Genomic DNA, 14,052 nt, shown 5'->3' with positions numbered 1-14,052 from the left:
GTTCATGGGAACAGTTGGGGATCTGTTTCATGTTTGGGAACAAGCGCGCGAATTACCTCAACTCGCTGCGCCGCGGGCGAGCTTAGTCCGACCGGATCATCGCCGTGTCATATTCAGCAAGCACCTGAAAACGCCCCCACAACAGGAGTACGCTCAACTTCTTTTACACACAGGGCTTTCATTCGTACACAATCCGTAATGTCCTACAGGTGTACGAAAGTCACTCACCGTGAAGAGTGAAAAGGGAGCCGAGACCGCTCCTCGACGCCGCCCGTGACCGTTGCCCTCACCGTGACCGCCACCCAGGGTCACGCGGGCACCGCTCACTCGCACCGGCCGGGCGCCGGTGCCTCGCAGGCCTCCGGGCGAGGCGGGCCTGGCGCACATGGCTGGTCCCGGACCGCCGCACGGACGATCCGGGACCTTGCAGGACGGGTCGCCGGTGACGGCGACCCGGAAGGGGCACGGGGGAACCACGCGATCGGCCACGCGGCACCCGCACCGCGGCCGGTCAGCCCACCGACGAGTAGGCCACGACCCCCCGCAGCAGCTGATCCACGGCCTTGCGGGCGTTCTTGGCCACGGTCGAGCCCTCGGTGGAAGCCGCCGCGGAGATCTGCCCGAGCACGTCGATGACCTGCTTGCACCAGCGCACGAAGTCACCGGCCGGCATCTCCGCCTCGCGCAGCACCTCGTCGAGGCCCTTGCCGGACGCCCACATGTAGGCGGCCCAGGCGAACCCGAGGTCCGGCTCGCGCTGGCCCACGCCCTCGGTCTGGTTGATCCGGAACTCCTCCTCCAGACCGTCGAGCCGGCCCCAGATCCGGACCATCTCGCCGAGCGCGGCCTTCGCCTTGCCCGACGGCAGTTTCGGCGCCAGGGCGTCGTCGCCCACCCGGGCCTCGTACACCAGCGCCGAGACGCAGGCGGCCAGTTCGGCGGGGCCGAGCCCCTCCCAGACGCCCTCGCGCAGGCACTCACTGGCCAGCAGGTCCAGTTCGCCGTAGAGCCGGGCCAGCCGCTTGCCGTGCTCGGTGACCTCGTCGCCGCGCAGGTAGTCCAGCTCGGTCAGCAGCGCGACGATCCGGTCGAAGGTCCGCGCGATGGTGTTGGTGCGGCCCTCGATCCGGCGCTCCAGCTGCGAGGTGTCGCGCAGCAGCCGGTAGTAGCGCTCGGCCCAGCGGGCGTGGTCCTCGCGGTCGTTGCAGCCGTGGCACGGATGCGCGCGGATCGCCGTGCGCAGCTGCGCGATCTCGCGGTCGTCGGCGGCCTGGGACCGCTTCTTGCGCGCCCGCTCCGGCGGAATGTGCCCGGCCTTGCTGCGCAGCGCCGAGGCGAGGTCCCGACGGGACTGCGGCGAGCGCGGGTTGAAGGTCTTCGGGATCCGCATCCGGTCCAGCGCCTCGACCGGCACCGGGAAGTCCATCGATGCCAGCCGCTTGACCTGCCGCTCCGCGGTCAGCACCAGCGGGCGCGGCCCGTCGTGGTGGTCGAAACCGCGGTGGCCGTTGGAGCGGCCCGCGGGCAGACCGGGGTCGAGGACCAGCGCGAGGCCCGCGTACTTGCCCGTGGGCACGTGGATGACGTCGCCCGGCTTGAGCTTCTCCAGGGCGACGGCGGCCTCGGCCCGGCGCTGGTTCGCGCCCTGCCGGGCCAGCTCGGTCTCCCGGTCCTTCAGCTCGCGGCGCAGCCGCGCGTACTCCTCGAAGTCGCCGAGATGGCAGGTCATGGAGGCCTTGTAGCCCTCCAGGCCCTCCTCGTTGCGCTGCACCTGGCGGGAGATCCCGACGACCGACTTGTCGGCCTGGAACTGCGCGAAGGAGGTCTCCAGCAGCTCGCGCGAGCGGTGCCGGCCGAACTGCTCGACCAGGTTGACCGCCATGTTGTACGACGGCTTGAAGCTGGAGCGCAGCGGGTACGTACGCGTGCCCGCCAGACCGGCGAGGTGCTCGGGGCTCATGCCGCGCTGCCACAGGACGACCGCGTGGCCCTCGATGTCGATGCCCCGGCGGCCCGCACGGCCCGTCAGCTGGGTGTACTCGCCCGGCGTGATGTCGGCGTGCTGCTCGCCGTTCCACTTGACGAGCTTCTCCAGCACCACCGAGCGGGCGGGCATGTTGATGCCCAGCGCGAGGGTCTCGGTGGCGAACACGGCCTTCACCAGGCCGCGCACGAACAGCTCCTCGACGACTTCCTTGAAGGTCGGGAGCATGCCCGCGTGGTGGGCGGCGATGCCCCGCTCCAGGCCCTCCAGCCACTCGTAGTAGCCGAGGACGTGCAGGTCCTCCGACGGGATGGAGGCGGTGCGCTCCTCGACCAGGGCGCGGACCTGTTCCCTGGCGTCCTCGTCGTTGAGCCGGAGGCCCGCGTACAGGCACTGCTGGACGGCGGCCTCGCAGGCGGCACGGCTGAAGATGAAGGTGATGGCCGGCAGCAGGCCCTCGGCGTCCAGCCGCTCGATGACCTCGGGGCGGCCCGGGGTCCACACGCGCGAGCGCTGTCTGCGCTCCCGCTCCCGGTCGGCCTCACGCATCGACCGGCCCCGCCTGCGGTCCTGGTACGACGGCCGGGTGGCCTCCATGCGGGCCAGCCGGGCCAGGTCGGGGTTGACGGCCTTCTTGTGGCCCTCGCCCTCCTCGAACAGGTCGTACATCCGGCGCCCGGCGAGCACGTGCTGGAACAGCGGCACGGGCCGGTGCTCGGAGACGATCACCTCGGTGTCGCCGCGTACGGTGTCCAGCCAGTCGCCGAACTCCTCCGCGTTGGACACCGTCGCCGAGAGCGAGACCAGGGTCACCGACTCGGGCAGGTGGATGATCACTTCCTCCCAGACGGCGCCGCGGAAGCGGTCGGAGAGGTAGTGCACCTCGTCCATGACCACGTAGCCGAGGCCGAGCAGGGTCTGGGAGCCGGCGTACAGCATGTTCCGCAGCACCTCGGTGGTCATCACGACCACCGGGGCGTCGGAGTTCACGCTGTTGTCGCCGGTGAGCAGGCCCACCTTCGCCGCGCCGTAGCGGCGGCACAGGTCGGCGTACTTCTGGTTCGACAGCGCCTTGATGGGTGTCGTGTAGAAGCACTTCTTGCCCTGCCGCAGGGCGAGGTGGACGGCGAACTCGCCCACGATCGTCTTGCCCGATCCGGTGGGCGCGGCCACCAGAACGCCCTTCCCCGCTTCGAGTGCCTGGCAGGCCTCGATCTGGAAGGGGTCGAGGCCGAAGTCGTACATCTCGCGGAAGGACGCGAGCGCGGTGGCCTGCTCGGCAGCCCGTCGCCGGGCTGCCGCATACCGCTCGGCCGGTGAGAGGTCCTCTGTCATCGTGCTTTCGAGCGTACCGGGCCCCACTGACAACAGGACGATCATTATCCGGAACGTGGGCTGATCGACAAAGACGGATGCCCCCGTCCTGGAGGACGGGGGCATCACCGCACGGTTCGCCGGACGGTCAGGTCACGTCGTCGTAGCCGTTGACCCGGTCCGTGCCCGACTGCTCGGGCAGCGCCCGGGTGGCCGGGACGGGCTCGACCTCGCCGATGTCCTCGGGCCTGAGGTCCAGCTCGGAGGCCTCGTCGTCGGCGGGGCCCTCGGCCTCGCGGCGGCGCCTGCGCTTGTCGTTGAGCAGTGAGAAGGCGACCGCGGCGAAGTACAGCACCCAGATCGGCCCGGCGAGGGCCAGCATGGACAGCGGGTCGGTGCTCGGCGTGGCCACGGCCGCGAAGACCGTGATGCCGAGGATCATCGCGCGCCACCAGCTCATCATGCGCTTGCCGGACAGCACCCCGGTGAGGTTGAGCATGATCAGCAGCAGCGGCAGCTCGAACGAGAGACCGAAGACGATCACCATACGCGTGACCAGCTGGAGCAGGTCGTCGAGCGGCAGCAGGTTCTTGATGTCGCCGCTCGGCGTGAAGTCGATCAGCACCTTGGCGGTGGTCGGCAGCAGCCTGTACGCGAAGTAGCCACCGCCGAAGAACAGCGGGGCGCCGGTGAAGACGAAGGCGTACGCGTACTTCTTCTCGTGCCGGTGCAGGCCCGGCGCCACGAAGGCCCACAGCTGGTAGAGCCAGATCGGCGACGCGAGCACGACACCCGCCATCAGTGAGACCTGGAGAGCCAGCGTGAACGGCGCGAGGAGACCGTTGATGGTGATCTCTGCGCACTGGGTCTTGCCGCTGGACTTCGCCAGCTCTTCGAACGTTTCCCGGCAGCCGACCGAGTCGAGGATCGGCTTCGTCAGGAAATTGATGATGTCGTTGTAGTAGAAGGCCGCGACGACCGTCACGATGACGATCGCCAGCATCGCCTTCGCGAGCCGGTTGCGGAGCTCACGAAGGTGATCCGCAAGGGGCATGCGTCCCTCGGGATCTCTCTCCTTCTTGCGGGCAGGCTTGAGCAACCCACGTCCTCATCTCGTGCGGCAGGCCGGGACAGGCCCGGCCCTGCGTCAGCGCTGGGTGGTGTCCGTCGGCTCGTTGACCGGCCGCGAGCTGGACACGTCGCCGGGAGCCGCCTGGATGGTGCGCTGGGCCGCGGACTGCTCGTTGGAGCCGGAGGCCTGGGTGGAACCGTTGCTCTCTTCCTTCATCGCCTTGGCCTCGCTCTTGAGGATGCGCGCGGACTTGCCGAGCGAGCGGGCCATGTCCGGCAGCTTCTTCGCGCCGAACAGCAGAATGACGATGACGAGGATCAGGATGATCTCGGGAGCGCCGATTTTTCCACCGAACATGAATCTTTACCTTCTCACCGAGGCGGCTGGGTGGGTGCTGTCCGACCAGTCGGACATGCGTCCGATGGTCGTGCTGGCAGCGATCGTAACGCTCAGGGGTAAACAGGGGGCAATCCCCGTGCGTACGCCCGGTCCACGGTGCGGGCCTCGTTCACCGCACCACGACCAGCAGCGTACCTGTCCCACAGGCCGGGATGACAGGGCGAAGTGACGCAAACCGCTTGTACCGTACGACTCACCGACATCGCCCGGCACGGCTCACAGGCCGTGCACGGCCCGGGCGGCAGATCCGGCGCGGCTCACAGGGCGTCCACGGCCCGGGCGGCGGACCCGGCCGCCCGCTCCAGGTCCTCGGCGGCCCGGTTGATACGGCGAGCGGACTCCGAGACCTGCTGCCCGAGGCGCCGCGCCTCCAGGAACACCCGGACGGCGAGCACTCCCAGGACGGCGAGACTCAGGAAACCCACGGCTACCGCGAACATCGGCCAGAACATGCCCCCGAGACTAGACGGTCCGCACCGGACCGTCCGCCGTGGGCCCGCGCACCCGGCCACACCGCGGCAGGCGCTCGGCCGGGCCCGGACGGGCCGGTCACACCGTGGAGTGCAGCCGCAGGGTCCTGACCCCGCCGCCGGTGAGCAGTTCGACGATCCGCTCCCCGGCGGGTTTGCGGACCGCGGAGCCGCAGTCGGGGCAGGTGAAGGAGTAGAACGTCGTCCGGCTGCTGGCGCCGATGGCGAGCCGCAGGGCGCTCGCGGCGAGTTCGAAGCGGCCCCGGCAGTCCGGGCAGCCGGCCTTGAACATCACGGGGACCACTCTCCGCATCCCGGCGAAGGCGGTCGCCACCGTCATCTCACCCGCACCGGCCATCGGAGACTCGCTCACAGCTCTCGCTCCTCTTCTCTGGTCGCTCTGGTCGTTCGCCGCCGGGGCGGCACGGCCTCGGCTCACGCAGACCGCTCGGCGCCGTCACCCGCGCCCGGCACCGCGCCCACCGAGCCCTCGCCCGGCACCGCGCCCTCGTACGCCGCCAGAGCCTCGCGGGCCGCCCGGCGGGCGCTCTCGGCCAGCTCCGGCGGGGAGACGATCCGGCCGTCGCGGCCGAGCCGCAGCGCCAGCCGGCGCAGGGAGGCCGGATCGGGGGTGCGCAGAGTGATACGCAGCCCGCCGTCAGGAAGCTCATCGGCGCTGTCGTGCGGGTAGTACTCGGCGACCCAGCGACCGCCGGGGCCGACCTCGACCACGACCTCCGGGTCCTCGGCGGCCGGCTGCACCAGCGCCTCGGACAGGTCACGCAGTTCGATCTCGGGCGGAGCGGACGGCTCGTCGAGGATCCGGATCTCGGCGACCCGGTCGAGCCGGAAGGTACGCCGGGCCTCGGAGCGCCGGCACCAGGCCTCGACATAGGTGTGACCGACGCTGACCAGCCGGATGGGGTCGATCTCGCGCTCGGTGACCTCGTCGCGGGCCGGGGAGTAGTAGCGGATCCACAGCCGGCGGCGCTCGGAGATCGCCCGGTCGACGTCGGCGAAGACGCCGCCCTCGGACTCGAAGGTCACCGACAGGCGGGAGCTGGCGCCGGCGGCCTCACCGGCCGCCGCCTCCACCTTGGCCGTCGCCCGCAGCAGGGCCTGGCGGTCGCCCTCGCGCAGCCCGGGCAGGGTCGAGACCGCCCGGGCGGCGACCAGCAGCGCGGTGGCCTCGTCGGCGGCGAGCCGGAGCGGCTCGGCCGCCTCCTCACCGAGCGCGGCCGGGTTGTGCCACCAGATGCGCTCGCCGTCGGTGTCGATGTCCAGCAGGTCGCCGCCGCGGAAGCTGGTGCCGCACATGGGCAGCAGATCGAGGTCGGCGACCAGCTCGTCCTCACTGATGCCGAAGGCACGCGCGACATCGGCGATCCGCGCGCCGGGACGCTCCCTCAGGTACGTCACCAGCGAGAGCATCCGCCGGGTCTGGTCGATGGCGTTGACGGTCCTGGCCGGTTTGCCTGCCACAGTCCTGCTCTCCCTCAGCCCTTGGCCACGGCACGCAGCCGGTCCACCACGTCGGCCCGCAGCTCGGCCGGCTCCTGGACCACCACGTCCGGCCCGAACTCCACCAGCCAGGCGTCCAGACCGTGTCCGTACGGAATCTCCAACTCGTCCCAGCCGTCGCCGAGTTCCCGGACCCTCGTGGCCTTCGCCCGAAGGGGGTAACCGGCGCCGGAACGCAGCCGGATCAGCGCCGAGCGGTCGGCGATCTCACCGGCCCAGCTCGCGACGGTCTCCCGCACGGTGACGACGTCCGGCACCGGCGCGGTGAAGCCCGTGCCGCGCGAGCGGACCCTGCCGGTGATCCGCGAGAGCCGGAAGACCCGCTCGGCGCCCCGCTCGCGGTCGAAGCCGGCCAGGTACCAGTGGCCGCGCCAGCACTCCAGCGCCCACGGCTCGACGTGCCGCGGCTCGGGGTGGGCGGCAGAGGCCTTGCGGTACTCGAAGAGGACCGGCCGACGGTCGCGGCACGCCAGCATCAGCGGCTCGAAGGCGGCCTCGTGCACCGGGATACGCGGCTCCAGGGCGCCGTGCGCCTCGTACGGGTCGACGTCCTCGGGCAGCCCGGCGGCCCGCAGCTTCTGCAGGGCGCCGCTGGCCGCACCGGCCAGCCGCGCCTGCTGCCAGACCTTGGCGGCGAGGCCCAGGGCGGCGGCTTCCTCGGCGTCCAGGGTGATGGGGGGCAGGCGGTTGCTGTCGCGGCGGGCGAGATAGCCGACCTCGCCGTCGAGGTTCTCGACGGTCTCGATGACCAGGCCCAGCTCGCGCAGATCGTCCTTGTCCCGCTCGAACATGCGGTTGAAGGAGTCGTCGCTCCCCGCCGCACCGTGTTCGGGCCTGGCGGCCTCGACATACGCCTCGATGGAATCCCGCAGCTCGCGCTTGCTGAGCGGCCGGCGTGTGCCGAGCAGACACAGCGCGAGGTTCATCAGCCGCTCGGCCTTGGCAATGGCCATCGACGCCCTTCGCCTTCCCTATGGTGCTTCTGATCGATGACCGTACCGCTCCGCGGTGCGGTGACAAAAGCCGAGGGCCCATGCCCGAACAGGCATGGGCCCCAGGTGATCGGATCCGGACGGACCCGGGCAGCGGATCAGACGCCGAGCAGGTCCACCACGAAGATGAGGGTCTCGCCGGGCTTGATCGCCGGGGTCGGGCTCTGGTTGCCGTAGGCGAGGTGGGCCGGGATGGTCAGCTGGCGGCGGCCGCCGACCTTCATGCCCTGCACGCCCAGGTCCCAGCCCTTGATGACACGGCCCCCGCCGAGCGGGAAGCGGAACGGGGTGCCCCGGTTCCAGCTGGCGTCGAACTCCTCGCCGGTGCTGAAGGCGACGCCGACGTAGTGGACGGTGACGTTCTGGCCCGCCGCGGCGACCGGCCCGTCACCCTCCCAGATGTCCTTGATCTCGAGGTCCGCCGGCGGCTCGCCGCCCGGGAAGTCGATCTCGGGCTTCTCGATGCTCACGTCAAAAGCTCCTGCTTGTGTACGACACGAAACGCGGACAGTCTTTCATCTCCACAGCCCTCTCGCCCGCCACGGGCGCAGCGGGCCCTACATGGCGGCGAGGATGTCCACCGTGAACACGAGGGTGGAGTCTTTCTTGACGGGCCCGCCGCTGGGCGGGTTGTTCCCGTGGCCCAGCTCCGGCGGGACGACGATCAGCACCCTGCTGCCCACCTTCTTTCCGACCAGGCCCTGGGCGAGGCCCTTGATGGTCTGCTGCATCTGCTCCAGCGAGAACTGGCTGAGCCGGCCCGAGCCGTAGGTCCGCTGGAAGGTTTTTCCGCCGTCCCAGACCAGGCCCTGGAACTGGCACAGCACCACCTGCTCGGCCTTCAGCTCGGCGCCGTCGCCCTCCAGGACGTACTCCGACACCAGCTTCTTCGGCGGGTCCGTCTTCGGGATCGTCACCTTGGGCACCTGGCCGTCGGTGTTGGTGCCCACCTTCGGCAGCGCGGTGTCGTCCTGCGGCACCGGCTTGCCGTCGGCGGAGCTCTTGGAGTTGAAGGCGCCGACCACATCGATGACGAACACCAGGGTGTCGGTGCCCTTGATGCCCGCCTGCGGGTTCCCCGACGTGCCGTAGCCCAGGGCGGGCGGGACGGCGACCAGCACCCGGCTGCCCACCTTCTTGCCCGCCAGGGCGTACCGCCAGCCGTCGATGGTGCTGCCCTGGGCGAGCTGAATGACCAGCGGGCGCTTCTTGTCGTAGGAGTTGTCGAAGACCTTGGCGGTGTTCCAGATCTGGCCGAGGTAGTTCGCCTGAACGAAGTCGTTCTCCGCGACCGTGCGGCCGCTGCCCGCGATCAGCGTCTTGACCGTGAGATTCTTCGACGGATCGCCCGGCCCCTTGGCGACGGTCGGCTTCTCACCGAACTTCGTGCCCGCCGTGACCGCGGGCAGCGGGCCGTCCACGATCTTCGGCGGGGGCGAGGAGGACGCCGACGGTGAGGCACCGGCCTTGCTGGAGTCGGACTTGTCGTCACCGCATGCGGCGAGCGTGGCCAGTCCTGCGGGTACGGCGGCGAGGATGAGTGAGCGTCGGCGCACGGAAGAGCCTCGTAATCGGTCGATCTTGCGGATGGCGTGCGCGCAACTCTACGTCGTGAGAAGGGCGCCGTACGGGAAACGTACGGCGCCCGTGTGGCGTTCCGGCATCCCGGCCGGGAAACGCTCGGCTCTCCGCCTTTCGCTACATTCCGGCGATGAGCTTCTCGACCCGGTCGTCCACCGAACGGAACGGGTCCTTGCACAACACGGTGCGCTGTGCCTGGTCGTTGAGCTTCAGGTGCACCCAGTCGACCGTGAAGTCCCTGCGCTGTTCCTGTGCCCGTCGGATGAAGTCGCCGCGCAGCCGCGCCCGAGTGGTCTGCGGGGGAACCGACTTGCCCTCGAAGATCTTCAAGTCGTTGCAGATCCGGGTGGCTTGCCCCTTCTTCTCCAGCAGGTAGTACAGGCCACGACGGCGGTGGATGTCGTGGTAGGCGAGGTCTATCTGGGCGACCCGCGGGTGCGACATCGTCATGTTGTGCTTGGCCCGGTACCGCTCGATGAGCTTGTACTTCATGACCCAGTCGATCTCGGTCCCGATCCGGTCGAGTTCCTCGTTCTCGATCGCCTCGAGGGTACGGCCCCACAGGTCCAGGACCTGCGCGACGGTGCCGGTGCGGATGCCGCGGCGGTCGCAGAAGTCCAGGGCCTTGTCGAAGTACTCGCGCTGCACCTCCAGCGCGGACGCCTCACGGCCGCTGGCCAGGCGCACCTTGCGCCGGCCGGTGATGTCGTGGCTGACCTCCCGGATCGCCCGGATCGGGTTCTCCAGCGTGAGGTCGCGCATCACGGTGCCCGCCTCGATCATGCGCAGCACCAGGTCGGTCGCGCCGACCTTGAGCAGCATGGTCGTCTCGGACATGTTCGAGTCGCCGACGATGACGTGCAGCCGGCGGTAGCGCTCGGCGTCCGCGTGCGGCTCGTCCCGGGTGTTGATGATGGGCCGGGAGCGGGTCGTCGCCGAGGAGACGCCCTCCCAGATGTGCTCCGCGCGCTGGCTGACGCAGTAGACGGCGCCACGCGGGGTCTGCAGCACCTTGCCGGCGCCGCACAGCAGCTGCCGGGTGACCAGGAAGGGGATGAGGATGTCCGCGAGCCGGGAGAACTCCCCGTGCCGGGCCACCAGGTAGTTCTCGTGGCAGCCGTAGGAGTTGCCCGCCGAGTCGGTGTTGTTCTTGAAGAGGTAGACGTCGCCTGCGATTCCCTCCTCGTGCAGGCGTCGTTCCGCGTCCACCAGGAGTCCTTCGAGAATGCGCTCGCCGGCCTTGTCGTGGGTGACCAGTTCGGTCACGTTGTCACATTCGGGGGTCGCGTATTCCGGATGTGAACCCACGTCGAGATAGAGCCGGGCGCCGTTTCGCAGAAAGACATTGCTGCTGCGGCCCCATGACACGACACGGCGGAAGAGGTACCGCGCCACCTCGTCAGGAGACAGGCGCCGCTGTCCCCTGAACGTGCACGTGACGCCGTACTCGTTCTCCAGCCCGAAAATGCGGCGGTCCATGAGGGAACATTACGCCCGATCCCCCGAGCTGAAACGGGGTTCGGCAGCACGATTTGGATCATTTTCCGATGAAGCCGCAACGACCGCCCCGCGCGCGGGAGCTGCGAGGACCCTTCCGCAGGCGAACAGGACCAGCAGCGACACGGCCCCGGCCGCCCCCGGCAGCGCGAAGCCCCACACCGCGCCACCGGCCTGGACCACCGGCCCTGCCAGGCCCGTTCCGACCGAGGCACCCACGGTGAACGTGGTCACAAGCCAGGAGAACGCCTCGGTGACGGTTCCCCGCGGCGCGTGCCGGTCGACGATGATGAAGGCGCAGGCGATACAGGGCGCCAGGAACACCCCGGAGACCACGCTGAGCAGCACCATGGCGAACGCGCCCGGCATCAGCATCAGCGGCAGATAACACACCGCCAGCAGAGCCACCAGCACCCTGAGCCGCCGTTCGGGCACGCCGGCCCACTGCCGGGCGCCGTAGACGGTGCCGCCCACGAGCGCTCCGAGGCCCAGCCCGGCCATGAGCCAGCCGTAGACCGCATCACCACCGTGCCCGTCGGCGTACGACACCGAGGCGACCGTGATGGAGCCCAGCGCGATGCCGATGAACAGGAAGGCCGCGAGCAGGGCGAGCAGCCCCGGCGAGCGCAGGGCGCCCAGCCAGTGCGCCTCGCGCGGCGCCGAGCGCCACGCGCGCGAGGGCGGCGAGACCACCACCGAGAGCGCGCCGAGCACCCCCAGCAGATTCAGCACCAGCAGGGCGGCACGCTCGTCCCACACGGCCACGCAGAGGGTCACCAGCAGCGGGCCGACGGTGAACATGATCTCCTGCGCGACCGCGTCCATGGCGTACGCGGTGTGCACCTGCTCCTCGCGGCGCAGCACCGACGGCCACAGGGCCCGCAGGCCGCCCTCCAGGGGCGGGGTGAACAGGCCGGCCGCGGCGACGGACAGGTGGGCGAGCGGCAGCGGGTCGGTGCCCGAGAAGGCGAACACCGTCATGGAGAGCGCCGCGAGGACGGCCGCGGGCAGCTGCACGCGAGGCTGGCCGTACAGGTCCACGAGCCGGCCCAGCACCGGCTGGCCGACCGCGTTGGCGACCCCGTACACGGCCGCGAGCGCGCCGGCGAGGCTGTAGGTGCCGCCCTCGGCGCGGACGAAGAGCACCAGGGCGATGGCGGCGGTGGCGTTGGGCAGCCGGCCGACCAGGGTGCCGGTGAGGAGCCGGAGCGCGTGCCTCGCCCTCAGGATCTCCAGGTATCCCGTGGCCATGTCCTGTCCTCCAACGCCCCGAAGTGTTACGTATAACGTCCCTGTCCATACGTACCATGAGCGCTGTTCACCCGTCCAGACGACGAACGACCCGACACAAGGAGCAGCCCCGCGGTGGCACCCAGCAGCACCCGCCCGACCAGCCGTGACGTCGCCCAGGCGGCCGGGGTCTCCCAGGCGGCCGTCTCCCTCGTCCTCGGCGACAAGTGGCGCGGCCGGGTGTCCGAGACCACCGCCGAACGGGTCCGCGCGGCCGCCCGCGAACTGGGCTACCGCCCCAACCTCGCCGCCCGTAACCTCCGCCTCGGCCGCACCCGCACCGTCCTGCTCGTCGTACCCGCCCTGACCACGGAGTTCTTCGCCGGCGTCTACACCGGCGCCGCCCGCGTCGCGGCCGAGAACGGCTTCGGCGTGGTGCTCTACCCCTCCCCCGAAGGCATCGGGCCGGCCCGCGACCCCTTCGCCTCCGCTCAGGCCGCCCTGGACGGCGTCATCGCCTCCTCCATGGCCGCCGACGCCCTCACCGCCATCCGCGGCGACCAACTGCCCCTGGTCATGCTCGACAGCGACCCGGAAGGCAGCCTCGGCGCCGCCACCGTCAACCTCGACATCGCCGACGGCGTCCGCCAGGTCACCCGGCACCTCCTCGACCTCGGCCACCGCCGGCTCCTGCACCTCGCCGCGGACGTACCGTCCTGGACCTTCGAGGTCCGCGCACACGAACTGGCGGCACGCATGGCAGCCGTACCCGGCACCGAGATCCGCACGGCCCGGGCACCGATCTCCATCGACGGGGCACTGACCGCCACCGCGGCCGCGCTCACCACGCCCGGCCCCCGGCCGACCGCCGTGGTCTGCGACGACGACAAGCTCGCCGCCGGCGCCTACAAAGCACTGCGCCGCCTCGGCCTGCGCGTCCCCGACGACATCTCCGTCACCGGCCTCGACGACCTGGCCCTCGCCACCGCACTGGACCCCGAACTGACCACGGTACGACTGGACGCCGAACTGTTCGGGGAGCGAGGCATGCGGGCCCTCCTGGCCGTCCTGGAGGGCCGCGAGCCCGAGGGCGGCGACATCCCCGTCGAACTGGTCGTACGAGGCTCCACGGCCCCGCCTCGCCGGCCCTAGGAACCCCTCACACACGCCCGGACAGCCCGGACAGACAGATGCCCCGGCCGGACCTCCGACCGGGGCACCACCGAGCGGGGTGACTCACTCCTCCTCGGAGCTCTCCGCCTCCGTGGCCGCGCCGCCCGCCTCCAGCAACCGGGCGAGCTGACGGCCCACGATGCGCTTGAACTTGCGCTTCTGCGGACGCGTGCGGTCCAGCACCGCGACCTCCAGCCGCTCGGCGGGAATCTCCCGCTCGCTGCCGTTGGTGTCCCGGGACAACGCCTGCACCGCCAGCTTCAGGGCCTCCGCGAGAGTCATGCCGTCACGGTGCCGCTGGTCCAGGAAGCTGCTGATCTGCTCCGCGTTGCCACCCACCGCGACCGAGCCGTGCTCGTCCACGATGGAGCCGTCATGCGGCAGCCGGTAGATCTGGTCGCCCTCGGGCGTCTCCCCGACCTCGGCGACGACCAGCTCCACCTCGTACGGCTTCTCGGCCGCCGAGGAGAAGATCGTGCCCAGCGTCTGCGCGTAGACGTTGGCCAGACCACGCGCCGTGACATCGTCACGGTCGTAGGTGTAACCACGCAGATCGGCGTAGCGGACACCGCCGATGCGCAGGTTCTCGTACTCGTTGTACTTGCCGGCGGCCGCGAAGCCGATCCGGTCGTAGATCTCGCTGAACTTGTGCAGCGCACGGGACGGGTTCTCACCGACGAACACGATGCCGTCGGCGTACTGCAGCACGACCAGGCTGCGACCTCGGGCGATGCCCTTGCGGGCGTACTCCGCCCGGTCGGCCATGGCCTGCTGGGGTGAGACATAGAACGGCGTCGACACCGGTTTATCCGTCCCTTT

General features: G+C 70.3%; 13 protein-coding genes. 1 reads left to right on the top strand and 12 read right to left on the bottom strand.

Annotation, left to right across the window (positions count from 1 at the left end):
* Window positions 1–511: 511 nt before the first annotated feature.
* From ACZ4SF_RS16425 to ACZ4SF_RS16375, 11 genes are all read right to left on the bottom strand, one after another.
* Window positions 512–3,364, bottom strand: coding sequence for a DEAD/DEAH box helicase (locus tag ACZ4SF_RS16425; RefSeq protein ID WP_468384174.1), 2,853 nt, complete (start codon window positions 3,362–3,364; stop codon window positions 512–514).
* A gap of 82 nt (window positions 3,365–3,446) precedes the next feature.
* Window positions 3,447–4,397 (bottom strand): twin-arginine translocase subunit TatC, encoded by a 951-nt coding sequence (gene tatC, locus ACZ4SF_RS16420; protein WP_468384171.1) that lies wholly within the window; start codon window positions 4,395–4,397, stop codon window positions 3,447–3,449.
* Between the two features lie 48 nt (window positions 4,398–4,445).
* The gene (tatA, locus tag ACZ4SF_RS16415; protein WP_468384168.1) at window positions 4,446–4,727 is read right to left on the bottom strand and encodes a Sec-independent protein translocase subunit TatA; all 282 of its coding nucleotides are present in this window, start codon (window positions 4,725–4,727) and stop codon (window positions 4,446–4,448) included.
* Window positions 4,728–5,026: 299 nt separating this feature from the next.
* Window positions 5,027–5,221, bottom strand: a complete 195-nt coding sequence (locus ACZ4SF_RS16410) for a hypothetical protein (protein WP_468384165.1) — start codon at window positions 5,219–5,221, stop codon at window positions 5,027–5,029.
* A 97-nt stretch (window positions 5,222–5,318) separates the two neighbouring features.
* Window positions 5,319–5,597 (bottom strand): hypothetical protein, encoded by a 279-nt coding sequence (locus ACZ4SF_RS16405; RefSeq protein WP_468384849.1) that lies wholly within the window; start codon window positions 5,595–5,597, stop codon window positions 5,319–5,321.
* A gap of 77 nt (window positions 5,598–5,674) precedes the next feature.
* Entirely contained in the window at window positions 5,675–6,721 is a 1,047-nt protein-coding gene (locus ACZ4SF_RS16400) for a helix-turn-helix transcriptional regulator (RefSeq protein WP_468384162.1), read from the bottom strand.
* A gap of 14 nt (window positions 6,722–6,735) precedes the next feature.
* The gene (locus ACZ4SF_RS16395) at window positions 6,736–7,713 is read right to left on the bottom strand and encodes a helix-turn-helix transcriptional regulator (RefSeq protein WP_468384159.1); all 978 of its coding nucleotides are present in this window, start codon (window positions 7,711–7,713) and stop codon (window positions 6,736–6,738) included.
* Window positions 7,714–7,850: 137 nt separating this feature from the next.
* Complete coding sequence (locus tag ACZ4SF_RS16390) at window positions 7,851–8,222, bottom strand: FKBP-type peptidyl-prolyl cis-trans isomerase (RefSeq protein WP_468384156.1); 372 nt, start codon at window positions 8,220–8,222, stop codon at window positions 7,851–7,853.
* An 87-nt stretch (window positions 8,223–8,309) separates the two neighbouring features.
* The gene (locus ACZ4SF_RS16385) at window positions 8,310–9,308 is read right to left on the bottom strand and encodes an FKBP-type peptidyl-prolyl cis-trans isomerase (RefSeq protein WP_468384153.1); all 999 of its coding nucleotides are present in this window, start codon (window positions 9,306–9,308) and stop codon (window positions 8,310–8,312) included.
* A gap of 142 nt (window positions 9,309–9,450) precedes the next feature.
* Window positions 9,451–10,812, bottom strand: coding sequence for a Pup--protein ligase (gene pafA, locus ACZ4SF_RS16380; protein ID WP_468384150.1), 1,362 nt, complete (start codon window positions 10,810–10,812; stop codon window positions 9,451–9,453).
* Window positions 10,813–10,821: 9 nt separating this feature from the next.
* Window positions 10,822–12,081 (bottom strand): MFS transporter, encoded by a 1,260-nt coding sequence (locus tag ACZ4SF_RS16375; protein WP_468384146.1) that lies wholly within the window; start codon window positions 12,079–12,081, stop codon window positions 10,822–10,824.
* 114 nt (window positions 12,082–12,195) lie between these two features.
* Between ACZ4SF_RS16375 and ACZ4SF_RS16370 the strand changes: the two genes are divergently transcribed.
* On the top strand, window positions 12,196–13,212 hold the full coding sequence (locus tag ACZ4SF_RS16370; protein ID WP_468384143.1) for a LacI family DNA-binding transcriptional regulator: 1,017 nt from the start codon (window positions 12,196–12,198) through the stop codon (window positions 13,210–13,212).
* Between the two features lie 84 nt (window positions 13,213–13,296).
* Here the strand turns inward: ACZ4SF_RS16370 and prcA are convergent, their stop codons facing one another.
* Entirely contained in the window at window positions 13,297–14,034 is a 738-nt protein-coding gene (prcA, locus tag ACZ4SF_RS16365) for a proteasome subunit alpha (RefSeq protein ID WP_468384140.1), read from the bottom strand.
* Between the last annotated feature and the right edge of the window lie 18 nt (window positions 14,035–14,052).

Source organism: Streptomyces sp. NPDC027663, from assembly GCF_055566415.1.
The sequence above is the reverse complement of the archived record's forward strand: the minus strand, read 5'-3'. Positions and strand labels throughout refer to the sequence as shown.